The organism is Sphingopyxis macrogoltabida (assembly GCF_001307295.1).
GTDB classification, from domain to species: Bacteria; Pseudomonadota; Alphaproteobacteria; order Sphingomonadales; family Sphingomonadaceae; genus Sphingopyxis; species Sphingopyxis macrogoltabida_B.
Map to the genome: position 1 here is coordinate 2,378,415 of NZ_CP012700.1, position 24,186 is coordinate 2,402,600.

Genomic DNA, 24,186 nt, shown 5'->3' on the forward strand with positions numbered 1-24,186 from the left:
CATGGGAGCTACCTTCAAACCCAAGAAATCGGTCGCGCTGTCGGGCGTCGCCGCCGGCAACACCGCGCTCTGCACGGTCGGCCGCACCGGCAACGACCTCCACTATCGCGGCTACGACATCCTCGAGTTCGCCGAGAGTGCCGAATATGAGGAAATTGCCCACCTGCTCGTCCATGGCACGCTGCCGACCGCCACTCAGCTCCGGGCCTACAAGGCCAAGCTGCGCGGTCTGCGCGGCCTGCCGCAGTCGGTGAAGCAGGCGCTCGAAGCCGTGCCCGCGGCCGCGCATCCGATGGACGTCATGCGCTCGGGGGTGTCGGCGCTCGGCTGCGTGCTCCCCGAAACGCACGACCATAATGTCCCCGACGCGCGCGACGTCGCCGACCGGCTGATCGCCTCCTTGGGCTCGATCCTCCTCTACTGGTATCATTTCGCGCATCACGGCCGGCGCATCGCGGTCGAGACCGACGACGACAGCGTCGGCGGCCATTTCCTCCACCTGCTCCACGGCCAGCCGCCGACGGCAAGCTGGGTGCGCGCGATGCACAGCTCGCTCATCCTCTATGCCGAACATGAATTCAACGCCTCGACCTTCGCGGCGCGCGTCATCGCGGGTACCGGGTCGGACATGTATAGCTGTGTCGCGGGCGCGATCGGCGCACTGCGCGGCCCCAAGCATGGCGGCGCCAACGAGGTCGCTTATGAAATCCAGAAACGCTATGCGAACCCCGACGAGGCCGAGGCCGATATCCGCCGCCGCGTCGATGCGAAGGAAGTCGTGATCGGCTTCGGCCACCCCGTCTATACCATCGCCGATCCGCGCAACGTCGTGATCAAGCGCGTCGCCAAGAGCCTCGCCGACGAAGCGGGGGCGCACCGCCAGTTCGCGATCGCCGAGCGCATCGAAAGCGTGATGTGGGACGCCAAGGCGATGTTCCCCAACCTCGACTGGTTCTCGGCCGTTTCCTACAATCTGATGGGCGTGCCCACCGCAATGTTCACTCCCCTGTTCGTCATCGCGCGCACCTCGGGCTGGGCCGCGCATGTCGTCGAACAGCGCCAGGACGACAAGATCATCCGCCCCTCGGCCCATTATACAGGGCCCGAGAATCTCAAATATGTCCCGCTCGCCGAACGCAGCGAAGCCGCCTGAGGAGAGCTCCTATGCCCTATCTGATCGCCAGCGACCTGCCGCACGAAACCGCCGGCCGGCGCTTCCGCGAAGCGCTCGCGCGCCCCGGCATCTACCAGCTCCCCGGCGCGCACAACGGCCACGCCGCGCTGCAGGCGAAGGCGGCGGGCTTCGACGGCCTCTATCTCTCGGGCGCCGCGATGACCGCGTCGATGGGGCTCCCCGATCTCGGCATCATCACCGTCGATGAGGTCGCCTTCTTCGTCCGCCAGATCGCCCGCGCCGCCGGCCTGCCTTTGCTCGTCGACGGTGACACCGGCTATGGCGAGGCGCTCAACGTCATGCACATGGTGCGCAGCTTCGAGGACGCCGGCGCGGGCGCGGTCCATCTCGAAGACCAGATTCTCCCGAAAAAATGCGGCCATCTCAACGGCAAGCACCTCGTCCCCGCCGACGATATGGCCGCCAAGGTCGCGGCGGCGAAGAAGGCGAGCCGCGATCTGGTCATCGTCGCGCGCACCGACGCCGCCGGGGTCGAGGGCTTCGACGCCGCGGTCACGCGTGCGAAACGCTATGTCGAAGCGGGCGCCGACGCGATCTTCCCCGAAGCGCTCGTCACGCGCGAGATGTTCGAAAAATTCGCCGCCGCGCTGCCCGATGTGCCGCTGCTCGCCAATATGACCGAATTCGGCAAGACCCCCGTCTTCACCGCCGGCGAGTTCGAGGCGATGGGTTACAAGATGGTGATCTGGCCCGTCTCCAGCCTCCGCGTCGCCAACAAGGCGCAGGCCGATCTCTACGCCTCGCTCAAGGCGCATGGCGGGACCCACAAGATGATCGACCGGATGCAGACCCGCCAGCAGCTCTACGACACCATCGGCCTCCACGCGTTCGAGGAACTCGACGCCAGCATCGTCCGGACGATCGTCCCGCAGGCGATGCCGCAGAAAGTCTGATCGCGATCGTTCGTCGTCCGGACGGGCGATGGGCCATGGCGGCTGGGGAGTCGCCATGGCCCGACATTATGGAAGGCGGCTTTGGGGTGGGAGCGGGCGGTGCTTCACCCGCCTTCGTCATCCCGGACTTGATCCGGGATCCACTGCGGCGTCGAAGTCATGGCCCCCGGATCGAGTCCGGGGTGACGATGAGAAGAGGTTCACTTCCAGCGGTCAGCGGTCCAACTGATCCCCAAAATAGCACTCGACCCGACCTTGCCGCCTTATAATTTTTACAATATGCGAAGACGCAATAAGTGACGTAAAACAGGCATTTTTGTAAAGATTTGCGAACATCGATCGCCGATTTTGCAAATATTGCGAATACAGGGGTCTGCCATGCGTAAAGCCTTTATGGGCGTCCGCCTCCGCCGCCTGCGCGAGGAACGCAAGCTCAAGCAGGTCGAGCTCGCGAACGCACTCGGCATTTCGCCGAGCTATCTCAACCAGCTCGAACAGAATCAGCGCCCGCTCACCGTCCCGGTGCTGCTCAAGATCAACGCCGTCTTCGGCATCGATGTCCAGCTCTTCTCGGAGGGCGAGGAAGCGCGGCTGATCACCGAACTCCGCGATGCACTCGCCGAGGGAAGCGAAGACGTCTCGCTCGCCGAGGTCCGCGAAGTCGCGATGAACATGCCCGCCGTCGGACGGACGCTCGTCGCGCTGCACCGCCGCTACCGCGAGGCGGCCGAGCGCAGCGAAGCGATGGCGGCGCAGCTTGGCGACGAATGGCTCGCGGGCGGCCCCGCGCGGATGCCGTTCGAGCAGGTGCGCGACTTCTTCTACGCGCGCCACAATCACGTCGAACCGCTCGACCAGGCGGCCGAGCGGCTTTACGCGGCGGCCGGGCTCAGCCCGCACGGCGTGCACGCCGGGTTGCAGGCGTGGCTGCGCGACCGCCACGCGATCCAGACGATCTTCGCCGACGGCAACGGCACCCAGCGCCGCTTCGACCCCGCGACGCGCGTCCTCCACATCGCCGCCGACCTCACCTCGGGGCAGCAGGCATTCCAGATGGCGACCCAGCTCGCCTTCCTCGAGCTTGCCGAACCGATCGACCGACTCGCCGACGACCGCATCCTCCAGGGCGAGGAAGCGCGCCAGCTCGCGCGCGTCGGGCTCGCCAATTATTTCGCCGGCGCGCTGCTCCTGCCCTATGGCGCGTTCCTCGAAGCCGCCGAGGCCGAGGCCTATGATATCGAGCGGCTGGCGCGGCGCTTCGGGGTCGGCTTCGAAACCATCTGCCACCGGCTGTCGACGCTCCAGCGCCCCGAAGCACGCGGCGTCCCCTTCTTCTTCGTCCGCGTCGATCGCGCCGGCAATATCTCGAAACGACAGTCGGCGACTGACTTCCATTTCTCGCGTGTCGGCGGCAGCTGCCCGCTGTGGAACGTCCACGAAGCCTTTGCGCAGCCGGGCAAGCTATTGACCCAGATCGCGCAGATGCCCGACGGGCGCACCTATTTGTGGATTGCCCGCACCGTCGGCACGCCGAGCGGCGGCTATGGCGAACCGGGCAAGAGCTTCGCGGTCGGGCTCGGCTGCGACATTCGCCACGCCGGCCGGCTCGTCTATTCGCGCGGGCTCGACCTCGCCGACCCGGCGGCGGCGACGCCGATTGGCGCCGGCTGCAAGATATGCGAACGCACCGGCTGCGCCCAGCGCGCCTTCCCGCCGATCGGCCGCGCGGTTGCGGTCGACCACAACCGCAGTACGCTGGCACCCTACCCGGTCGCTTAAGGAACTGCCGCTGCGCTCCAAGGGGAACCGGAACGCAGCGGCAGCAGGAGAAAATCAGCGCGGCGCGGCGTCGATGCCGAGCGCCTTGGCGATCCGTTCCCACGGCACCAGCTTGAAATTCTGATGCTCGGGCGGCGACACGTTGCGTCCGTCCTGCGCGACCATCAGGCCGTTCGGGAACGCCGGTCCTGCCGCCATGCTGGTGACGTCGAGCCCGTCGGTTTCCGACACGCCATCGATGCCCGCCGCCATGTCGGCGCCGATCCGGAACGATCCGACATAGTCGTTGTTCCCCTCGCGCCGGAACACCGCATAGCTGTCGTTGCCCTGGCTCGACACGACCAGATAGCCCTTGCCGTCCGCCTGCGCGTACAGCCCGATGCCTTCCATATCGTCTTTGAGCGCAGGATTGTCGGTGACCTTCGCCAGCATCGTCCGCGCCGGTCCGCCGCGCGGTTCGGCCCCTTCGCGCCAGACGCCGACATCTTCCTCGCCGGTATAGAGCATCCCCGTCTCGTCGTCGGCGACGCAGCCTTCGACCTGCGTTCCGAACGGCAGGTCGCGCATCAGCTTGGCGCGGACCTTGCCCGCCGGGGTCGCGACCAGTTCCCACTGGCGCATCTTGCCGTCGCCCTGGTTGACGAAGACATAGGTCTTCTTCGACTTCGCGCTGCGATACATGCACAGGCCATAGGGATCGTCGAACCCGGTATCCTGCAGCCCGTCGGCGACATCGGTCAGCATCCGCGTCGCGGGGTCGATCGTATAGATGGAGATGCCCTTGGTCGTCCGGTTGCTCGCGGTCACCAGCGACACCTCGCGCCCGCCGAGGCGGAAACCGCTACGCAGGTCGACATTGTTCATCCGCCCGTCGGGCAGGAACTGGATCTGCTTGCCGTCGAGGCCATAGACATAGAGCCCCGACTGCTTCTGCGTCCCGATGATCACGCTCAGCGCCGGGTCGACGGGGTTGATCCAGATCGCCGGGTCGTCGGCCGCATCGCCGCCGGTCTCGACCGGGTCGGTCTCGACCGTCGCGAGCGCGAGCGGCATCGTTTCGGGCGCCGCCATCGCCGGCCGTTCGGCTATCCCCGCCGCGGCGAGCAGCGCGGACCAGCTCGCGATCTTGAAATTGGGTAGTTCGGGCGAATTGTCGTCGTCGGCGACGACGACCACCGGCCCCGCGACGGTGACGCTCCCCGCATCCTCGACCGCATCGTTCCCGGCCGCCAGCGCGACCGAGCCGAGATAGGCATAATCGTCGGCGGGGTCATAGATGTTCAGCCGGTTCGCCGAGGCGTCCGACACGAGCAGCCGGCCGTCGAGCGCAACAGCGACCCCCTTCGCTTCCTCGGTGATATGGCCGAGGCGGACGATATCGACGATCTCGGGCGTGATCTCGGCCTCGGGCTCGGCGGCAAAGCGCCACACGCCGACCGCTTCCTGCGAGAAATAGACCGAGCCGCGGTCGTCGGCGGCGCAATATTTGATTTCGGAGCCGAGCGACCAGCGCCGCGCGATCCGTCCGTTCATCGTCCCCGACGCATCGGCCGACAGGCCCCATTGCTCGACCTCGCCCTTGTCGCCGGCGAGGAACAGATAGAGCGTCCCGTCGCGGTGGCTGCGCGAGAAACAGAGGCTCGCTATCGTCATCTCGGGCTTGATCCCGGCGAGCGTCAGCGGCGCCGGCACGCCGCCGGCCCCGACGCGGAAGAATTTCGGCGCATTATCCTTGCCGTCGAGCGCCGCGAGCAGCGGCGCGCCGCCCGCCGCGGCACCGGCGCGCAGGTCGAGCCCGCGGATATTGCCCACCTTGTGCGTTGCGACGCGCTGCCCTTTCAGGTCGAAGACGTCGACGCCCGCCGATTCGGCGCCGGCGAGAATCAGCGAACGCGACGGATCGCCCGGATCGGCGACGACAACCGCGCCATCGGCACCCGATCCCTGCGTCGCTTGTGTCTCTGCCGATGCGGCGACGGTGCGGACCGGTGCGGCTTCCTGTGCGGCGGCGCCTGCGGCCGACACGCCCGCGAGCACGGCGGCGATTGCGAACAAGCTCGTTTTCACTCAAACCCTCCCTCTGTTGTCGATTATTGCGCCCTCACCGCGTGACGGCGCACTCCGAATGTCATTTCAGAATAATTTTTCTATCTTTATCTAAAAACAGAACGTATATTCATTCCATGACGATGTCACCCCTTATTTCCGCCATGATCGCCGCCGCTCACGCCGCAGGCGAAGGACTGATCGCCGACCGCGAGCGCATTGCGACGCTCACGATCCACAGCAAGGCCGGCGCCGCCGACATGTTCACCGAGGCCGATCTTCGGGCCGAGGCCACCGTGCGCGAACACTTGCTGGCCCATGCTCCCGATTACGGCTTCCTCGGAGAAGAAGGCGGGCTGACGCCCGGCCGCGACGCCGACCATGTGTGGGTGGTCGATCCGTTGGACGGTACAACCAACTTCCTGACAGGATCCCCACTCTTCGCGGTCAATATCGCGCTGGCGCGGCAGGGCGATGTCGTCGCCGGCGTCACCTATATTCCTGCGATGAATGAACTTTTCTGGGCCGAAACCGGAAACGGCGCTTGGCTCGGCGAAAAACGCATCGAAATTTCACCGCGCACGACGATCGAGGAATCGGTGCTCGGAGTCGGTATCCCGTTCGCAACCAAGCCCGACCACGACCAGTTTTACGCCGAGATGGAACGACTGACCCCGCGCGTCACCGGCATCCGCCGCCTCGGCGCCGGCGCCATCGACATGGCATGGGTCGCCTGCGGCCGCCACGACGCCTATTGGGAACAGAGCGTCAGCGCGTGGGACATGGCCGCGGGGGTCGCGATTGTTCGCGAGGCGGGTGGGATCGTCACCGACACGCGCGGAGGCGGACTCGATCTGATGAACGGGACCGTGCTGGCGTCGACGCCGGCGATTCATGCGGAGTTGCTGACGGCGCTGGCGCGGGTTTAGTCCGGAAGAAAGACTGCTTTGGCGTGAAGCGGCCGTTCGTTTGCCCTCATTCGTCATCCCGGACTTGATCCGGGATCCATCGCTACGCTGAAGTCATGGACCCCGGATCAAGTCCGGGGTGACGATGATGGATGAGGCAGCTACCAACCGTCGGCCGCCTTCCTCCTCAGGGCTTCGTCCATCCCCCCTCGCGGTGCGAGCGCCGGATCGCATCGGCGACCTTCTCGACCGCCAGCGCATCGGCAAAGCTCTTCGCCGCCGACGACAGCCCCGCCGCCGCTTCAACCGCCGCCTTGACCTCGATCGTCTTCAGGTCGTTATAGCCGATCTGATGCCCCGATGCGGGACAGAAGGCACCGTAATCGCCATGCTCGGGCCCGGCGCAGATCGTCGTGAAGCCGTTGGTCCGCCCCGGCCCCGACCGAAAGAGCTTCAGCTCGTTGAACTGCTCCTGCGTGAAGCCGATCGATCCCTTCGTGCCGCTGATCTCGAACGCCAGCCCCATCTTGCGCCCGCTCGCGATCCAGCTCGCCGCCAGCGTCCCCGTCGCGCCATTCGCAAAGGCGACCACCGCATCCATCTGGTCGTCGACCGTCACCGCCCGGTCGTTCCCCTCAGCGTCGCGGCGCGTCGGGTAAGCGGTGTGGAGCCGCCCCGATACCGACGCGATATCGCCGACCAGATGCTGCGCCATCGCGATGATGTGGCTGCCGATGTCGGCGAGCGCGCCGCCCGCCTGCTCGGGCTCGCAGCGCCAGTTGAACGGCGCGTCGGCCGAGGCCATGAAATCCTCCGCGTGGATACCGCGAAACGCCGTCACCTCGCCGATCTCGCCGTCGGCGACCAGTTCGCGCGCCAGCGCAATCATCGGGTTGTAGAGATAGGTGAAGCCGACCGCGGTCGGCCGTCCTGACGCCGCCGCGGCTGCGGTCATCGCCTCGGACTCCGCGATCGTCGTCGCCAGCGGCTTTTCGCAATAGACCGCCTTCCCCGCTTCCAGCGCCGCGATCGCGATCGGCGCGTGCAGCAGGTTCGGCGTCGCCACCGCCACCATGTCGATCGACGCATCGGCAATCGCCTCGCGCCAGTCGCCGCTCGCGTTCGGAATCCCGAGCGACGCCGCAGCGGCCGTTGCCGTGGACAAATCGCGGTCGGCGAGCACCGTCACGCGCGGCGACAGCGGCAGGTCGAAGGTGCGATCCGCCGCCGCAAAGGCCAGCGCATGCGCCCGCCCCATGAAGCCGCTGCCGATCAGGGCGATGTTGAGCACCGGCCTCGTCATGCCCCGGTCACCTCGCGATAGCGCTCGCGCAGCCGGTCGAGCGTCTGCCGCTTCACCGGCTGGCCGTCGCGCAGCTTGTACCAGCTGTTCTGGCTGATCCGGTACGTCTCGAACAGCCCTTCGCGCGTCGCGCACGGCAGGCTTGCCCGCATCGCCTCGAACTCGTCGCGCGCAATCGTCACCATCTCGAACCGCATCGCTCACTCACCTCCATAATAGCTGCCGCCGCGCAGGGCGCGCTCGCGCCGTTCGAGTTCATCCTTGTCGATCGCCGCGCGCCAGCTCTGCTTGCCGTTGACCAGATCGCTCGCGCGCAGCACGACCGGCTTGCCCGACGCCGGCGCGCCGATCACGTCGCGGATGCTGAGTTCGACGCGCGGTTCGGGATCGAAATGGAATTCGAGCAGCCCGAAATTGGCGCTGCGCACGAAGGGTGCACGCAGTCGCACTTCGGGATGCTGGTCGACGAACTTTGGCGCCAGATATTGCGCCAGCCCCGAACTGACGAGGTCATAGAAATCATAGCCGCCCTTGTCGGACCAGGGCACGCAATTGACCTCGCCCTGATGGACGTCGCCCGAAATGCCGAGACAGCCGGCGATCTTCTCGTCGCGGATGAAGTCGAGGATCTCGTTCCGCTCGTGGAGATAATTGGCCCAGCTATCGCCATCCTTTTCCGCGAGGGTCCAGCCGGTGCCCGACGCCAGCACCTTGAACGCCGCCTTCGACGCCTTGAGCTCGCGCTTCAGCCACGCCTTCTGCCCTGCGCCGAGCATCGTCTTCTCGGGGCCGTCGGGGTGGTCGGGCGGGTCGCGGTGATAGCGCCCGTCGAGCATGAAGATGTCGACAGGGCCAAAGCTGTGGCGAAAGAAAATCCCCGGCGTATCGGCGGTCCCGCCGGGCGGGTTCGCCCACCAGCGCCGGAACAGCCGGTGCGTCATCTCCTTCACCGCATTGTAACGGTCGGAGTTGTTATAGCCGAAATCATGGTCGTCCCAGATCGCGAGTTGCGGCACCGACCGCAGCAGCGGCACCAGCGCCGAAACATTGCGCTGGCGCGAATAGAGCGCCGAGTAAGCGCTCTCACTGTCGCTGTCGGCATAGATATTGTCGCCCAGCCACAGGAACAGGTCGGGCTCCATCGCCGCGACCGCCTCGAACACCGGCTGTTCGGGGTAAAGCTGCACCCGCGCGCACGACCCGAAGGCGATGCGGATCGGCCGCGGCTTGTCGGGCGCGGTGCGGGTGCGGAACGGCAGCGGCTGGTGCCGGTCGTCGATCCCGTCGGTCTTGACCCGGTAATGATATTCGGTGTCGGGCCGGAGCCCGGTCACCTCGATCGCGGTGCAGAGGTCGTTCTCCTGCATCGCCTCGACGACCGCTGTCGTCTTCGCATCGGCAAAGTCGCGCCGCGTCGCATATTCGACCGCGACCCCGAACGCCCCGCTGGCGCGCGACCAGACGGTGAAGCTGCCCGGGCTCGTCGCCCCGATCATCGGCCCGTCGAGCAGCCGCGGATAGCCGATCGCGGCGGCATAGAGCCGGCGCGGCAGCGCCGCGAGCAAGGCGAGCGTTCCCGTTCCCCAAAGGAGCTTGCGTCGTTCCATCATCATCCTATTCCCAGTCGTGCTGCCTCAATCGCGCAGCTTCGTGTTCCACAATGTCGTCGCGAGCAGGGTCGCGACCACCGAGCAGCCGATCCAGAACCAGATCACCGGCTCGAAATCATAGATGCGCGTATTTCCCGTGACATGCATGTTGGCGTCGATCAGCGCCCCCGACACCTGTTCCTGCATCGCCGCGCCGAGATAGCTGAATACCCCGACCATCCCGAGCGCCGCGCCCGCGACGCGCTTCGGACAGATGTCGATCGCGAACAGCCCGCCGAGCGAGGTGACGAGCCCGGTCATGCCGAGCCCGAACAGGACCGCGCCGAGCAGCACCCAGCCATGCCCCTCGGGACCATAAAAGAAGATCAGCAGGCCGACGATCTCGACCACCCCGAACAGCAGGTTGGCCGGCGGCCGGCGCGCGCCGAAGAATTTGTCGGATATGAAACCGAAAGCGAGCGCCCCGGCGACCCCCGCAAATGTGCTCGCGGTCAGCATCACTCCTGCCTCGCCCAGCGAAAAGCCGCGTGATTCCTGCAGATACAGGATGCCCCAACTGTTGATCGCATAGCGCGTCACATAATTGGCGGCGCTCGCCAGCGCGAGCACCCACACCGCCGGAATCGCAAGGATCGAAAGCTGCGTAGCGAACACGCCGCGTTCGGGCATCCCTTCGGCGGGCGGCGCATAATGGTCGTTCCGCCAGTCGGCGACCGTCGGCAGACCCAGCGTCCGCGGCCGGTCGGCCATCGCATAAAAGGCTGCAACCGCGGCGATCAGCGTCGCAATCCCCGGTCCCCAGAAACCCCAGTGCCAGCCGCCCACCGCGACCAGCGCGGTGACCAGCGCAAAGGTCAGCCCCTCGCCGATCGAATGCGCGGTCGACCAGATGCCGTAATAACGCCCGCGCTCGCGGTTCGAAAACCAGCTCGCCAGCGCGACGACGCACGACGGCGCGCCATAGCTCTGGAACCAGCCGTTCAATCCCCAGATCATCACCGTGACCCAGAAGACGGTCGAAAAGCCCATCGCGATATTGCACAGCGCCGACAGCACCAGTCCCGCCGCGAACAGCCGCTTCACATTGCTGTGATCGGCGACGAAGCCGTTGACCAGCTTGCCCGCGGCATAGGTATAGAAGAGCGCCGACCCGATCATGCCGAGCTCGAGCGGGGTGAAGATGCCTTGGTCGATTAGCGGCTTCTTGACGATGTTGATCGCCAGCCGGCACATATAGCTGATCGCGTAAGCGAGCGTGATCGCGGCGATGATCCGCATCCGGTAATGACGGAACCGGCCGTCGATATCGCTGCCCGTATCGACCGGAACCTCGGGCCCAGCCGCGAAAAACTTCAGCATCGATCCTCTCCCCTCGACCTGTTTTTCTATTGGCGCACGATCCAGTCGTGCGCGGGATCGTTACGGAACACCCAGTTGCGCCGGGGCCCCGCCATCACGTTCAGATAATAAAGGTCATAGCCGTGCGGCGCCCCGACCGGATGATAGCCACGCGGCACCATCACGACGTCGCCGTCCTCGACCGCCATCGTCTCGTCGATGTCGCGTTCGTCGGTATAGACGCGCTGAAAGGCAAAGCCCTGCGGCGGCGACAGCCGGTGGTAATAGGTCTCCTCGAGGAAGGTTTCCTCGGGGAACGCGTCGCGATCATGCTTGTGCGGCGGATAGCTCGACCAGTGGCCGCCGGGCGTGATCACCTCGACGACGAGCAGGCTTTCGGCCTCGTCGGCGTCGGACAGGATGTTGCGCACATGCCGCGTGTTGGTGCCCTTGCCGCGCACCTCGACCGCCTCGGACCGGATCAGCCGCACTGCCCCCGCGCCGCTCCCCGGTGCGGTGCAGATCGCGATTTCAGCATCCGATCCCGCCTCGATCGTATAACGATGCCCCGCGGGGACATAGACCGAGGTCGCGGCACCGTCGAACACCGTCGCGCGCCCGCCGATCCCCTCGAACCGCTCGCCGCCCGCGTCGACCGACACCGTGCCCGTCAGCACGACGAGGCACGCCTCGCGCCCGTCTTCGACGTGGTTGTAGCGCGCCCCTGCCGCCAGCCTGACGACGCGGAAGCCGACATATTTCCACCCCGCGCTTTCGGGCGTGATGTCGAGCAGCGTACCATCGTCGTCGGGCGCATGCGGGCGGACGAGCAGCGACATCAGACCAGCGCCTCTTCGCGCGCCAGCCGCTTCAGCGTATCGAGCCCGAGTTGGCTGTACTCGCGCGGATTGGCGATCGCCGGGTCCTGTTCGGCCTCGATCACGATCCAGCCCGAATAGTTCATGTCGGCGAGCGCGCGCATGAAGGGGGCATAATCATAATCGCCGTCGCCCGGCGCGGTGAACATGCCGCCGACGACGCCGTTGAGGAAGCTGGTGCCGTTCGCGAGAAACTCGTCATATTTGGCATTGCGGACGTCCTTGCAATGGACGTGGGTGACACGCTCGGGGCGCGCCTTGATCACGTCGATCGGCTCGATTCCGCCGAACAGCGCGTGGCCCGTATCGAGCACCAGCCCGACATGGTCGCCGGTCGCATCGAAGAAGCGTTCGAGTTCGTCCTTCGTCTCGACGATCGTGCCGAGATGATGGTGATAGGCGAAACGCAGCCCGCGGTCGTTGATGAAGCGCGCCACGGTGTTCAGCCGCTCGCCGAACTGCTTCCAGTCGGCGGCGGGCAGCACCGGGTGCGTGTCGAGCCGGCTGCCATAGCGGTCGCCGTGCACCGCGTTCGACGTTTCGGCGAGGATGAAGACGCTCGAATCCATATATTCGAGCAGCGCCAGATGCTTCGCCAGCGCGTCGATCTCGGCATCGGCATCGCGCACCAGCAGGTTCGACGAATACCAGCCGCTGACGATGTCGAGGCCGTAACCCGCCATGATCGGCGCCAGCGCTTCGGGATCGCGCGGGAATTTATTGCCCAGCTCGACCCCTTCGAACCCGATATCGCGCACATCGGTCAGCAGTTCGTCGAGCGTCGTGTCGCCGCCCAGTTCGCGCATATCGTCGTTGCACCACGCAATCGGGCTCACGCCCCAGCGGATCGTCATGTCCTTTCTCCCTTGATCTTGTCGTCATAGGCGCGGCGCGCCGCCTGCACTTCGGTGCGACCCGACACTTCGGGCACCGCGACGTCCCACCAGTGACCGCCCGCTTCGGTCGTGATCATCGGATCGGTATCGATGACGATCACATAGCTTTTGTCCGACGCCTTCGCCCGCCCCAGCGCACTTTCCAGCCCGGCAATCCCGTCGACCTTTTCGGCCGCTGCGCCAAGGCTGCGCGCATGCGCCGCGAAATCGATCTCGGGCAGCACCCGGTGCGCCGCGTCGGCGAGCAGATTGTTGAACGGGCGCCCGCCGGTCCCCTGCTGCAACCGGTTGATGCAGCCGTAACCGCGGTTGTCGAGCAGGATGACGGTGATTTTCTGCCCCAGCATCACCGACGTCGCGAGTTCGGAATTGAGCATCAGATAGCTGCCGTCGCCGACCATCACATAGACGTCGCGCGCCGGGTCGGCCATTTTGACCCCGAGGCCGCCGGCGACCTCGTACCCCATGCACGAAAAGCCATATTCGACATGATAGCCGCCCGGGCGATGGCTGCGCCACAGCTTGTGCAACTCGCCGGGCAGCCCGCCCGCGGCGCAGACGACGGTCGCATCATCCCCCGCCTGCCGCCACACCGCGCCGATCACCTGCGCGTCGGAGGGCAGCGCCGAAGACGGCGTGGTCGCGGCGTCCCATGCGTTATTCCATTCGGCGACCGCGTTCCGGTTCGCCTCGCGCCAGCCGGCTGCGACCTGCCAATCGCCCAGCGCCCCTGCCAACGCTTCAAGCACTTCGCGCGCGTCGCCGACGACCGCCTCGGCCCCCTGCTTGATCGCATCGGGCGCCGCGACATTGATCTGGACCAGTCGCTTGCCCGCGAACAGGGTCCGCGAACCGGTGGTGAAATCCTGCAACCGCGTCCCGATCCCGACGATCAGGTCGGCGGCCTCGGCGGCGGCGTTGGCCGCGCTCGTCCCCGTCACCCCGATACTGCCGAGCGCTTGGGGATGGTCCCACGCCAGCGCGCCCTTCCCCGCCTGCGTCTCGGCAACCGGAATGCCGGTCGCGGTGGCAAGCTCGGCCAGCACCGTCTCGGCGCCTGCATACAGCACCCCGCCGCCCGCGACGATCAGCGGCGCTTTCGCGCCCCGAACCGCTGCGACGAGCGCGTCGAGTTCGGCGCGGTCGGGGCGTGGCCGGCGCTGACGCCACACCCGCGGCGCAAAGAAGCTTTCGGGATAGTCGTAGGCCTCGGCCTGCACATCCTGACACAGCGCCAGCGTCACCGGCCCGCACAGCGCCGGATCGGTCAGCACCCCCATCGCGCGCGGCAGCGCATCAATTATCTGCTCGGGCCGCGTGATCCGGTCGAAATAGCGCGACACGGGGCGGAAACAGTCGTTCGCGCTCACCACCCCGTCGCCAAAATCCTCGATCTGCTGGAGCACCGGGTCGGGGCGGCGGCTCGCATAGACGTCGCCGGGCAGGAACAGCACCGGTAGCCGGTTGACGTGCGCCAGCGCCGCCGCGGTGACCATGTTCGTCGCGCCGGGGCCGATCGAGGTCGTGCACGCCATCGCGCGCTGCCGCCGGCTCGCCTTGGCAAAGGCGATCGCCGCGTGCGCCATGCCCTGCTCGTTATGGGCGCGCCAAGTCGGCAGCGCCGCTTCCATCCCCGCCAGCGCCTCGCCCATGCCTGCGACGTTACCATGGCCGAAGATCGCCCACATGCCCGCAAAATAGGGCAGCTCTATACCATCGATCTCGACCCGCTGCGCCGCGAGCCAGCGCGACAGCGCCTGTGCCATCGTCAATCGCACCATATCGCTCATGCTGCCTCCCGCGCCCGGCGCGCCTCGCGCCAGCCGTCGGCGAGGACGCGCAGATTTTCGCTCAGCGCCCCGATCGCCGCCTCATCGTCGATCGCGCCCGCCAGCCACTGCTGCGCGACATCCTGAAAGATCGTGCGCCCGACCGCAAATCCCTTGACCAGCGTAAAGGGCGCCGCGGCGACGATCCCCGCCAGCACCTCGTCCTGCGGTGCCGACAGGCCGAGCAGCACGATACCGCGGCACAGCGGATCGTGGCGCAGGATCGCCGCCTCGCTCGCCGCCCAGGCGGCGGCGTCGGTCGTCGGTTCGAGCTTCCACCAGTCGGGATAGATGCCCAGCGAATAGACATGGTCGATGACCGAGGCGATCGTCCCGCTGTTCACCGGCCCATGTTTCGAGGCGATGATTTCGAGCAGGAACTCGTGCCGCGTCCGCCGGCAGGCGTCGAACAGCCGCAATATCTGCCGGTCCTGCGCCGCGCGCATCTCGGCATCGTCGTCGGGGTGATAGAAGACGAGGCATTTGACGACATGGTTCGTCGGCCAGTCGCGCAAGGTCATGCCGACATCGGGCGATCCCTCGAAGCGCAGCGGGCGCGATCCCGGAACCTCGATCGGCCGCCCGATCCAGTAAGGATGATCCGCCGCCGCCTCGAGCGCGCGCGCGCCGAAGCGGCCGTCGAGCAACACCCCATAGCAGGGATCGCCCGCCGCCAGCCGGTGCAGCGCCTCGAGCGCCAGATTCTTGAAATGATGGACGCGCGCCTCGTCGACTTCGCCCAGTTCGGCGAGCAGGTCGTCGAACTGGCTGCGATGGTCGATCGCCAGCACGGTCAGCTCGTCGCGCTCGCCCTGCCGGTTGGTCGACCAGTGCAATTGCTCCAGCTCGGCGCTCTCGCGCAGCCGGTGCGGCCACTGGCGGCTGAGGAAATGCTGCAATTCCTCCCACGACGCCATCGCCGGGGCGCAGCCGTGCCGCGACACGACGAGCGCGCCGCAGGCATTGGCGATCTCGCAGCATTTCTCCAGCGGCATGTCCTTCAACCAGCCGCGCAGAAAGCCCGCCATGAAGGCGTCGCCCGCGCCCAGCACGTTGAACACCTCGATCGGAAAGCCGCGCCCGACCACCCCGTCGTCGAGCGACAGCGGAATCGCGCCCGGAAAGGCGACGCAGCCGTCGGCGCCGCGCTTGCAGACGAGCAGCGCTTCACTCTTTTCCCGGATCTCGCGCAACGCCGCCAGCGTGTCGATCGAGCCGCCGAGAATATGGATTTCCTCCTCGGTGCCGACGATCAGGTCGCACAGCGGCAGGACGCGCTGCAGCGCTTCGGTTACCCCGCGATCGGCGACAAAGCGGTCCTCGCCATTGTCTTTACCCGCGAGACCCCACAGCACCGGGCGATAATCGATGTCGAAAACGACGCGTCCGCCCGCCGCCTTCATCAGCGTCGCCGCCCTCAGGCTCGCCGCGAACACGCCGGGCTGCGACAGATGCGTGCCGTTGATCAGCAGCGCGCCGGCCGAGGCGATGAGATCGGGGTCGATATCGTCGGCGACGAGCGCCATGTCGGCGCAATTCTCGCGGTAGAAGATCAGCGGAAAGGTATCGGGGTCGCGGATGCCGAGGAACACCAGCGCGGTCAGCCGGTCGGGGTCGGACAGGACGCCGCGCGTCGACACGCCTTCGCGTTCCAGTTCCTCGACGATGAAGCGGCCGAAATGGTCGGCGCCGACGCGGGTGATCAGCCCCGCCTTCAGCCCCAGCCGCGACGCGCCGATCGCGGTATTCGTCGGGCTGCCGCCGATATATTTGGCGAAACTCGCCATATCTTCCAGCCGGCCGCCGATCTGCTCACCATAAAGATCGATCCCCGCCCGCCCCAGCGTGACGATATCCAACCGGCATTCCCCGCCCGCCTCATGCCCTTGTTGCGCCATCGCTTTCCAGACCATCCTTCCCTGATCTGTAACGCATATTCCACTTTTAGAATCTTTGCAACATATGTTTCAGGATGGCGTGAAAATGGAATGCCCGTTCACGTACCGACATTATCGCGCGCCTTGCCGTCGGTGCGCGTCGCCTCGAAGGCGAAATTGATCACCAGCGCCTGCGCCAGGCACATCGATGCCGACAGCGAACGGAACTTGCGCACCTCGGCCTCGCGAATCTGCAGCACATGCTCGGCGGGCTTGGCGACCGGGCTGACCAGGCTGTCGCTTATCGCGAGCACCTTGCCGCCATTGGCCCTCGCCGCGTTGACCACCGCGACCGTTTCCTCGGAATAGGGGTGAAAGCTGATCGCGACGAGCAGGTCGCCGGGCCCGATGGCATGCGCCTGCTGCACCCCGAGCCCGCCGACCCCGTCGACGAAGACGGTGCGCTTGCCCGCCTGGAGCAGCGAATAGGCGATATAGGACGCGACCGGGAACGACCGGCGAAACCCGGTGACGTGCACCGTATCGGCCGCCATCAGCAGGTCGACCGCCGCGCGCATGTCGGCCCCGCTCACCGTCTGCAGCAGGTTCTGGATCGCCAGGCTGTTGCCCTCGACGAATTCGGACAGCAGGTTCGCGGGCTCGGCGTCCTGCGCGCTCGTCGCCTCATCGAGCTGGCGGACGCGCTCCGAATAGCCGAGCGCGGCATTATTGCTGAGCAGCCCGTCGCGGAACAGCCGCTGCATCTGGCTCGCCCCCTCGAACCCGAAACTCTTGGCAAAGCGCACGATCGCCGAGGGCTGGACACCACAGCGATCGGCGATCACCGCAAGCGTTTCGAGCGCGATATCGTTGGGTTCGTCGAGGATGTAGCGCGCGATCTGTTTGAGCCGCTTGCTCAGCGTCTCGTATCGGCTCACGATCTCGGCGCGCAATTCTTCCGCCGAGGCGGGGGCGTTCGGGACGTCGTTCAAAATCATTCTCCCCCGCTGATCCGGAAAAAACGGAATATCTGTTCAAAACTTGTAACGCAACTATCGCCCTGCCGTATTTTCCACGCTATAGAATATATGTTCCAGTCATTAACAACATGGAACAAGGTTTCAACCAGAGAGGCTTTCATGCACGACATTGCCCTGATCGGCGCCGGCAGGATCGGCAAAATCCACGCGGCTAACCTTGCCGCCAACCCGCGCCTGCGGCTGGCGCGCGTCGTCGACCCCTTCCCCGACGCCGCCTCAGCGGTCGCTGCCCAATATGACGCGCGCGTCTCGACGATCGACGAAGCGCTCGCCGATCCCGCGATCGCCGGCGTCGTCGTCGCCAGCTCGACCGACACCCACCTGCCCTACAGCCTCGCCGCTGCCGAGGCGGGCAAAGCGGTCTTCTGCGAAAAGCCGCTCGATCAGGACCTCGGCCGCGCCCGCGAATCGGCGGCGCGCTTCGCCGCGCTCGACGCACGCCTGTTCCTCGCCTTCAACCGCCGCTTCGACCCCAATTTCGCGGCGCTGCAGGCGCGCCTCACCGGCGGCGCGGTCGGCAATCTCGAAACGCTGCACATCATCAGCCACGATCCCGCGCCGCCGCCGGTCGATTACGTCAAGGTGTCGGGCGGCATCTTCAAGGACATGGTGATCCACGATTTCGACATGGCGCGCTGGCTGCTCGGCGAAGAGGTCAGCGAGGTTTTCGCCAGCGCCTCGGTGCTCGTCGATCCGGCGATCGGCGAAGCGGGCGACGCCGACACCGCCAAGACGATCCTGCGCACCGCGTCGGGCCGCCTGTGCGTCATCTCGTCGAGCCGCCGCAGCGGTTATGGCTACGACCAGCGGATCGAGGCCTTCGGATCGGCGGGGATGATTCGCGCCCAGAACCAGCTCGAAACGACGGTCGAGACCTGGGGCGAGAATGGCGCCGCCGCCGACCGCTTCCAGAATTTCTTCCTCGACCGCTATGCCGTCGCCTACGCCCGCGAGGCCGAACATTTCGCCGACATATTGGACGGCGCCGCCCCGCTGGTCGACGTCCGCGACGGCGTCGCCGCCCTCGCCCTCGCCGAAGCCGCCGCCCAATCGGCGAAAACCGGTGAGCGCGTGCTGCTCTAAGACATCAAATCCTCCCTGTGGCGTAGCCATGGGGAGGGGGACCGCCCGCAAAGCGGGTGGTGGAGGGGCCGCGACGTTTGCGCCATTAGCCCCTCCGTCAGCGCTCCGCGCTGCCACCTCCCCATGGCTTCGCCACGGGGAGGATTTTCCTTGTTCGTCACCCCGGACTTGATCCGGGGTCCACAGTTACGGACGCGCTAATGGATCCCGGATCAAGTCCGGGATGACGAGATGGGCGAAGTAACGTCCACCCCCAACCCACCACCACCAAAAAAAGGGGCCGGGTTTCCCCGACCCCTTTTCCAGTGGTCCCCCGCAATAATCAGAATTTGAACTGCACCCCCGTCTTCACCGAATAGCCATAGCGTTCGACCTCGTCGATCCGCGACGGGATGCCCTGGAAGACGCGGTACGGCTCGTCGTTGAGGTTCGATCCTTCGAGGAAGATCGTGACATGCTTCACGATGTCGTAGCCGATCCGCGCATCCCACTGGTTGAAGGCGCCGACATACAGGTCGGTGTCGCGATCCTCGCCGGGTTCGAGCAGGTAGGCCGAGCGATAGGTGTAGGCGATCCGCGCCGACAGCCCGCCCTTTTCGTATGACAGGAACGCCGATGCCACCCGGTTCGACTGGCTGGCGAGCGGCAGCCGCTCGTCGCCGCGGCCGGGGATGCCCTTGGCGCGCGATTTGACGAAGGTGATGCTGCCCCCGACGCTGAACCCGTCGAGCGGCGACGGCAGGAAGCTGAGCTCGGTCTGCGCGTTGATCTCGACGCCCTTGACGAAGGCGCTGTCGGCGTTGACCGGCATCGTCACCTGCGCATCGATCAGGTCCTGCCCGGCAAAGGTGCCGCTCTGCACCGTCGTCGCCGAATAGATCGGGTTCTCGATCGTCTTGTAGAAGCCGGCGACGCTGACGATGCCCTTGCGGCCGATATAGAATTCGCCGGCAAGGTCATAGTTGGCCGAGGTCAGCGGCCGCAGGCCCGGATTGCCCTGTTCGACCTCGTTGTCGCCGGTGTTGACGATCGTCGTCGGCGCGAGCTGCTCATAGTTCGGCCGCCCGATCGCCCGCGTCACCGCGGCGCGGAAGACCAGCGACTGCGTCGCGTCCCAGCGCAGGTTCAGCCCCGGGAACCAGTCGGTGTAGCTTTGCGACCCGAAGCTGTCGTAATCCTTGTCCAGATCGTCGACGGTCGAGGAATCGAGCACCGCCTTCGCGGCATAATTGCTCTTCGTCTTCTCCATGCGGACGCCCGGGATCGCAGTGATCTGACCGATCTTCAGCGTCGCCATCGCATAGGCGGCAAAAATCTTCTCGCGGATCAGGTAATCGCCGGCCAGGCTGTCGCCGACGGTGCCTTCCTCGTCGAGTTCGAAATCGTCGAAATTGGAATCGAAGAAATCGTCGGCGCTCGGGCGGCTGATGACCACGCCGAACGGATAACGGCCCTTGAAGATGCTGCCGATCGACCCGCCCTCGACCTGATCGAGCGTGAAGTCGCCGTCATAGCCGTCATAGACCGACGCGTTCGCATCATTCGTCTTTCGGCGGCTGGTATATTTGGCGCCGACCTTGATCGAACTGTCGTCGCCGATCGCGATCGGGGTGCGGAAGTCGGCGCGGAACTGGTACAGATCTTCGCGTGCCCGGCGGCTTTCGTAGCTCGTCTCGTCGAATTCATAAATCGAGGGGTCGAACGCGCTGGCGTCGGGGCGGAAGATCGGGATGCCATCCGACAGGTCGTATGACCCCGACACGCCCTCGCCCTCGAACGAGATTTCGTCGCGATGCGGGTCGCGCTTGTTGGCGCGGGTATAGCTGCCCTCGACGCGCAGCCAGCTCGGGCCGAGGTCGAACTCGCCGCCCAGCGACCCGGTCAGCGTATCCGAATCCTCCTGCCGCGAGCGCAGCGCGCGAGCGACATCGGCTTCGGCGAAATCGCCGCCGGCCGCGGTCTGGTTGGTGATCTCGTCCTCGTCGAGCTCGATCGTGAAGCCCGGCCGCGATTCCTTGTCCTTGTACTTCGAATAGAGGAAGCGGGCATAGGTCTTCACCGCATCGGTCGGTCGCCAGTCGAAATTGGCGACCGCGCCATAGCGTTGGCGCCGCGTGTGATAATCGCGGATCGTCTGTTCGAGCGGGATGAACTGGCCGTTCACTTCTTCCCAGCTGCCGCCCGACTGGACGTTCTGCGCCTCGAACTCGCGGTTCGAATAGTTGACCGCCAGCACGACGCCGAACTGCCGGTCGGGACCAAAGCGCGTCCCGATCGACGCGTCGAGTTCATAGGGATGCTTGCCGTTGAGGTCGTATTTGCCATAGGCGCCGCGCAGGCTGCCGAAGGTGCCCGGACGGTCGAAGGCCGACACCGTTTCGATATTCGCGGCGCCGGCGATCGCGTTGGCGTCCATGTCGGGGGTCAGCGTCTTCGACACGGTGATCGCGCCGATCAGCGCCGACGGGATGTCGTCGAGCTTCACCTGCCGCGAGTCGGGTTCGGGGGCGGCGGCGGTCTGGCCGTTCAGCGTCACGTTGAGCAGGTCGGGCGAGACGCCGCGCACGGTCAGGTAACGCCCCTCGCCCTGATCGTTGGCGACGCTGAGGCCCGGCAGGCGGCGCAGCGTTTCGGCGACATTCTGGTCGGGCAGCCGGCCGACGTCGTCGGCGCGCACTTCGTCGACCTGCGTGTCGGTGTTGCGCTTCGTCTCCAGCGCCGCGCGATCGGCGGCGCGGCGGCCGCTGACGACGATCGTATCGTCGTCGCCTGCCGTATCCTGTGCCCAGGCGCCCGCAACCGGAACCGCCAGACATGTCGTGAGCAAAAGCGCCCGTCCGAACCGTGTCATCTACTGCCTCTCCTCCCCGGCACGGCTCCTCTGCCGCACTCGTTGATGACAATAATGACACAATTATTCCATATTGCAAGAGAAATAGAATATATCTTGCACAATGGACATTCCAACCGCACGGGAACGCGGCGCTGAGGCACCGTCCTGACATGGCGCTGACAGGAAGTTCAGGCGGATAGCGTCCACGATACGCGGACTTCAAGTCCGCCGAGCGATGACCGGGAGAGCGTCAGCTCGCCGCGCGTCGCCTCGGCGAGCTCGCGTGCGATGGCAAGGCCGAGGCCATGCCCCTCCTCCCCCGAGTCGAGCCGTGCGCCGCGCAGGATCGCTTCGCCGCGTTGCGCGCTGTCGAGCCCCGGGCCGTCGTCGCCGACCACCAGCGCCAGCGCGCCGCCATCGCCCTCGACCGCGACATGGACGAGGCGGCGGGCGTGGCGCGCCGCATTTTCGAGCAGCGGGCCGAGCAGTTCGGCGGCGTCGTCGCTGGCCAGCGGCAGCGTCGCATCCTCGGCGCAGGCGAGCGAAAAGGCGACGCGCTCGCCCGCCTCGGTCTGCTCGATCACCGCGACGATGCGCTCGATCAGCGGCAACGCGACGGTGCTGCGCCCCTCGTGGACCAGGCTGATCCGCGTCCGCGCCAGTTCGCCGTCGATCGCGGCGCGCATCGCGGCGATCGACGAATCGAGCCCGTCGGCGATTTCTGCGGCGCCACCCTCGCGCATCCGCGCGCTCTGCGCCGCGAGTGCCGCGAGCGGCGTTTTCAGCCCGTGCGCCAGATCGGCGGCGCGCCGCCGCGCCCGCACCAGATCGGCCTCGCGCGCATCGGCGAGCGCATCGATCGACGTGGTGAGCGGCGCGAGTTCGCGCGGATAGGCACCGCCGAGGCGCGCCGAGGCGTCGCGGCTCAATTGCTCGATCTCCTGCCGCACCCGGCCCAGCGGCCGCAGCCCCAGCGAAACCTGCGCCCAGGCGGCGAGCGCCAGCACCGCCCACAGCAGCACCATGAACAGCGCCATTTCACGCCCGAACTCGCGCTGCGCCGGCGCCAGTTTGGCAAGATCGTAACCGAGCTGAACGATCACCGGCGGTTCCTGTGGCTGCAGCCGGATCGCGCGTTCCATCAGCAGCAACCTTTGCCCGAACGGGCCGTCGGCGCGGCGCAGGCGCCACGTATCGGCGGGCGCCGTCGCGGCGCGCGGCAGGCGGCTGTCCCACAAGGACACCGAGCGGATCGTCCCGGCGCCGGTCGACGCCTGCCAGTAGAGCCCACCCGCAGGCACCGCGAAGCGCGGATCGGCGGGCTCCGATCCCGCAACCGGCACCCCGCCCGACAGGGTGAGGTCGGCGAGCAGCGGCCGCACCTGCACCAGCAGCTCGTCCTCGACGCGCCGCTCGACATGGCCGTTGAACAGCCAGGTCATCGCGAACCAGGCGACGACGAGCGCAACCGCGATCGCCACCCCGGCCCCCGCGATCAGCCGCAGCCGGAGCGAACCGCCGGTCACGCGGCGGCGGCCGGCACCAGATAGCCGAAGCCGCGCCGCGTCTCGATCGTCCCCGCCCCCAGCTTGCGGCGCAGCCGCGCAATCAGCGCCTCGATCGCATTGGTGTTTTCGGTGTCGGCGTCGCCATAAAGATGGTCGGACAATTCGGTCGCCGGCACCGCGCGCCCGGCATGATGCGCCAGATAGTCGAGCAGCCGGTATTCGAGCGGCGACAGCTTGATCAGCGCGCCGTCGAGCGTCGCGGTCATCCGGTGCGTGTCGATCCGCACCGGCCCCGCCTGCAGCATCGGGCTCGACCGCCCGGCGGCGCGGCGGATCAGCCCGCGCAGCCGCGCGACCAGTTCCTCCATCGCCCATGGCTTCGCCATATAATCGTCGGCGCCGACCTCGATCCCGGCGACCTTGTCGGTCCATTCGCCGCGCGCCGACAGGATCAGAACGGGAAAATTCCGCCCCGCCTCGCGCCAGCGCTTGATCACCGACAGTCCGTCGAGCCGCGGCAGGCCAAGGTCGACGACCGCGACGTCATATTCCTCGACATCGCCGTTGAACCACGCCTGCTGCCCGTCGCCCGCCAGATCGACGACGAAGCCGGCGGCGGTCATCCCGCGCACCAGTTCGCACGCGACCGCCGGATCGTCCTCGACCACCAATGCACGCATCAATCATCCTCGATCTTGATTACCCGGCCGGTCTTGGCGTCGATTTCGACCTCGCGCACCCTGCCGCTTCCGGTGAGGATTTTCACCTCATATTTGAAACCGAATTTTTCGCGCTCGAGCTCGACCTTCAGCACGTCGCCCGGGACGCGCCCGGTCGCGATCGCAAGGACGCGGGCGATCGGCAGGATCTCCCCGCGCGCGAGCGCCGCGCTGGCGGCTTGCTGGTCGGCCCGGTCGTCCTTGTCGCCATAGGCGAACGAGGCGGAAGCGGGAATGGCGAAGGCGGCAACTGCGGCCGCGATGAGGAGGGTCTTCTTCATGCTGCCCTTTTGCCACACCGGCCCTGACATCGCGCTGACATGCAATTCAGGCCTAAAGCATTCCCTTCCATCGTCATCCCCGACTTGATCCGGGATCCAGACAACGGACGTCGCAATGGATCCCGGATCAAGTCCGGGATGACGAAGCAGGAGAAAGCTGCTCACCAAAC

The 24,186-nt window shown here is 66.5% G+C and carries 19 protein-coding genes; 5 read left to right on the top strand and 14 right to left on the bottom strand.

The features are described from left to right. The first annotated feature begins 1 nt into the window (after position 1). The 3 genes from prpC (at position 2) to AN936_RS11230 (ending at position 3,867) form a co-directional block, all read left to right on the top strand. The gene (gene prpC, locus AN936_RS11220; protein WP_054588231.1) at positions 2-1,153 is read left to right on the top strand and encodes a bifunctional 2-methylcitrate synthase/citrate synthase; all 1,152 of its coding nucleotides are present in this window, start codon (positions 2-4) and stop codon (positions 1,151-1,153) included. A gap of 11 nt (positions 1,154-1,164) precedes the next feature. Then, positions 1,165-2,088: a methylisocitrate lyase gene (gene prpB, locus AN936_RS11225; protein ID WP_054588232.1), complete on the top strand. Its 924-nt coding sequence runs from the start codon at positions 1,165-1,167 to the stop codon at positions 2,086-2,088. A gap of 378 nt (positions 2,089-2,466) precedes the next feature. Continuing rightward, positions 2,467-3,867 carry a short-chain fatty acyl-CoA regulator family protein gene (locus AN936_RS11230; protein WP_054588233.1) on the top strand — a complete coding sequence of 467 codons (1,401 nt, stop codon included), beginning with the start codon at positions 2,467-2,469 and terminating at the stop codon, positions 3,865-3,867. Between the two features lie 54 nt (positions 3,868-3,921). Here the strand turns inward: AN936_RS11230 and AN936_RS11235 are convergent, their stop codons facing one another. Next, complete coding sequence (locus AN936_RS11235; protein WP_054588234.1) at positions 3,922-5,934, bottom strand: phytase; 2,013 nt, start codon at positions 5,932-5,934, stop codon at positions 3,922-3,924. 41 nt (positions 5,935-5,975) lie between these two features. On the opposite strand from AN936_RS11235, the gene AN936_RS11240 reads away from it, so the two are divergent. Then, the gene (locus tag AN936_RS11240) at positions 5,976-6,842 is read left to right on the top strand and encodes an inositol monophosphatase family protein (RefSeq protein ID WP_201782912.1); all 867 of its coding nucleotides are present in this window, start codon (positions 5,976-5,978) and stop codon (positions 6,840-6,842) included. A 166-nt stretch (positions 6,843-7,008) separates the two neighbouring features. Here the strand turns inward: AN936_RS11240 and AN936_RS11245 are convergent, their stop codons facing one another. From AN936_RS11245 to AN936_RS11285, 9 genes are all read right to left on the bottom strand, one after another. Further along, positions 7,009-8,124 (bottom strand): Gfo/Idh/MocA family protein, encoded by a 1,116-nt coding sequence (locus AN936_RS11245; protein ID WP_054588236.1) that lies wholly within the window; start codon positions 8,122-8,124, stop codon positions 7,009-7,011. Beyond that, complete coding sequence (locus AN936_RS11250; protein WP_054588237.1) at positions 8,121-8,321, bottom strand: hypothetical protein; 201 nt, start codon at positions 8,319-8,321, stop codon at positions 8,121-8,123. Before AN936_RS11250 ends, AN936_RS11245 begins: the two co-directional genes overlap by 4 nt. Positions 8,322-8,324: 3 nt before the next feature. Next, complete coding sequence (locus tag AN936_RS11255; RefSeq protein WP_158500079.1) at positions 8,325-9,734, bottom strand: alkaline phosphatase D family protein; 1,410 nt, start codon at positions 9,732-9,734, stop codon at positions 8,325-8,327. 24 nt (positions 9,735-9,758) lie between these two features. Continuing rightward, positions 9,759-11,093, bottom strand: a complete 1,335-nt coding sequence (locus AN936_RS11260) for an MFS transporter (protein WP_054588239.1) — start codon at positions 11,091-11,093, stop codon at positions 9,759-9,761. A gap of 26 nt (positions 11,094-11,119) precedes the next feature. Next, on the bottom strand, positions 11,120-11,911 hold the full coding sequence (gene iolB, locus AN936_RS11265) for a 5-deoxy-glucuronate isomerase (protein ID WP_054588240.1): 792 nt from the start codon (positions 11,909-11,911) through the stop codon (positions 11,120-11,122). Beyond that, positions 11,911-12,804: a myo-inosose-2 dehydratase gene (iolE, locus tag AN936_RS11270; RefSeq protein ID WP_054588241.1), complete on the bottom strand. Its 894-nt coding sequence runs from the start codon at positions 12,802-12,804 to the stop codon at positions 11,911-11,913. The genes iolB and iolE overlap by 1 nt, the downstream gene beginning before the upstream one ends. Then, complete coding sequence (iolD, locus tag AN936_RS11275; protein WP_054588242.1) at positions 12,801-14,636, bottom strand: 3D-(3,5/4)-trihydroxycyclohexane-1,2-dione acylhydrolase (decyclizing); 1,836 nt, start codon at positions 14,634-14,636, stop codon at positions 12,801-12,803. Before iolD ends, iolE begins: the two co-directional genes overlap by 4 nt. Continuing rightward, the gene (locus AN936_RS11280) at positions 14,633-16,573 is read right to left on the bottom strand and encodes a bifunctional 5-dehydro-2-deoxygluconokinase/5-dehydro-2-deoxyphosphogluconate aldolase (RefSeq protein ID WP_054590238.1); all 1,941 of its coding nucleotides are present in this window, start codon (positions 16,571-16,573) and stop codon (positions 14,633-14,635) included. Before AN936_RS11280 ends, iolD begins: the two co-directional genes overlap by 4 nt. 98 nt (positions 16,574-16,671) lie before the next feature. Then, the gene (locus tag AN936_RS11285) at positions 16,672-17,544 is read right to left on the bottom strand and encodes a MurR/RpiR family transcriptional regulator (RefSeq protein WP_201782913.1); all 873 of its coding nucleotides are present in this window, start codon (positions 17,542-17,544) and stop codon (positions 16,672-16,674) included. 147 nt (positions 17,545-17,691) lie between these two features. On the opposite strand from AN936_RS11285, the gene iolG reads away from it, so the two are divergent. After that, a complete protein-coding gene (gene iolG / locus AN936_RS11290) occupies positions 17,692-18,675 on the top strand; it encodes an inositol 2-dehydrogenase (RefSeq protein ID WP_054588244.1) in 984 nt (327 codons plus the stop codon). A gap of 322 nt (positions 18,676-18,997) precedes the next feature. On the opposite strand, the gene AN936_RS11295 is transcribed toward iolG, so the two are convergent. From AN936_RS11295 to AN936_RS11310, 4 genes are all read right to left on the bottom strand, one after another. Further along, entirely contained in the window at positions 18,998-21,526 is a 2,529-nt protein-coding gene (locus AN936_RS11295; protein WP_054588245.1) for a TonB-dependent receptor, read from the bottom strand. Positions 21,527-21,696: 170 nt separating this feature from the next. Then, positions 21,697-23,034, bottom strand: coding sequence for a sensor histidine kinase (locus tag AN936_RS11300; RefSeq protein WP_162491088.1), 1,338 nt, complete (start codon positions 23,032-23,034; stop codon positions 21,697-21,699). After that, positions 23,031-23,696: a response regulator transcription factor gene (locus AN936_RS11305; protein ID WP_054588246.1), complete on the bottom strand. Its 666-nt coding sequence runs from the start codon at positions 23,694-23,696 to the stop codon at positions 23,031-23,033. The genes AN936_RS11300 and AN936_RS11305 overlap by 4 nt, the downstream gene beginning before the upstream one ends. After that, positions 23,696-24,016, bottom strand: a complete 321-nt coding sequence (locus AN936_RS11310; RefSeq protein ID WP_054590240.1) for a PepSY domain-containing protein — start codon at positions 24,014-24,016, stop codon at positions 23,696-23,698. The genes AN936_RS11305 and AN936_RS11310 overlap by 1 nt, the downstream gene beginning before the upstream one ends. Between the last annotated feature and the right edge of the window lie 170 nt (positions 24,017-24,186).

Bases quoted from the DNA above. Each gene is read 5' to 3' on its own strand.
- prpC (WP_054588231.1), top strand. From the start codon at position 2: ATGGGAGCTACCTTCAAACCCAAGAAATCGGTCGCGCTGTCGGGCGTC.
- prpB (WP_054588232.1), top strand. From the start codon at position 1,165: ATGCCCTATCTGATCGCCAGCGACCTGCCGCACGAAACCGCCGGCCGG.
- AN936_RS11230 (WP_054588233.1), top strand. From the start codon at position 2,467: ATGCGTAAAGCCTTTATGGGCGTCCGCCTCCGCCGCCTGCGCGAGGAA.
- AN936_RS11245 (WP_054588236.1), bottom strand. From the start codon at position 8,124: ATGACGAGGCCGGTGCTCAACATCGCCCTGATCGGCAGCGGCTTCATG.
- AN936_RS11250 (WP_054588237.1), bottom strand. From the start codon at position 8,321: ATGCGGTTCGAGATGGTGACGATTGCGCGCGACGAGTTCGAGGCGATG.
- AN936_RS11255 (WP_158500079.1), bottom strand. From the start codon at position 9,734: ATGATGGAACGACGCAAGCTCCTTTGGGGAACGGGAACGCTCGCCTTG.
- AN936_RS11260 (WP_054588239.1), bottom strand. From the start codon at position 11,093: ATGCTGAAGTTTTTCGCGGCTGGGCCCGAGGTTCCGGTCGATACGGGC.
- iolB (WP_054588240.1), bottom strand. From the start codon at position 11,911: ATGTCGCTGCTCGTCCGCCCGCATGCGCCCGACGACGATGGTACGCTG.
- iolE (WP_054588241.1), bottom strand. From the start codon at position 12,804: ATGACGATCCGCTGGGGCGTGAGCCCGATTGCGTGGTGCAACGACGAT.
- iolD (WP_054588242.1), bottom strand. From the start codon at position 14,636: ATGAGCGATATGGTGCGATTGACGATGGCACAGGCGCTGTCGCGCTGG.
- AN936_RS11280 (WP_054590238.1), bottom strand. From the start codon at position 16,573: ATGGCGCAACAAGGGCATGAGGCGGGCGGGGAATGCCGGTTGGATATC.
- iolG (WP_054588244.1), top strand. From the start codon at position 17,692: ATGCACGACATTGCCCTGATCGGCGCCGGCAGGATCGGCAAAATCCAC.
- AN936_RS11295 (WP_054588245.1), bottom strand. From the start codon at position 21,526: ATGACACGGTTCGGACGGGCGCTTTTGCTCACGACATGTCTGGCGGTT.
- AN936_RS11305 (WP_054588246.1), bottom strand. From the start codon at position 23,696: ATGCGTGCATTGGTGGTCGAGGACGATCCGGCGGTCGCGTGCGAACTG.
- AN936_RS11310 (WP_054590240.1), bottom strand. From the start codon at position 24,016: ATGAAGAAGACCCTCCTCATCGCGGCCGCAGTTGCCGCCTTCGCCATT.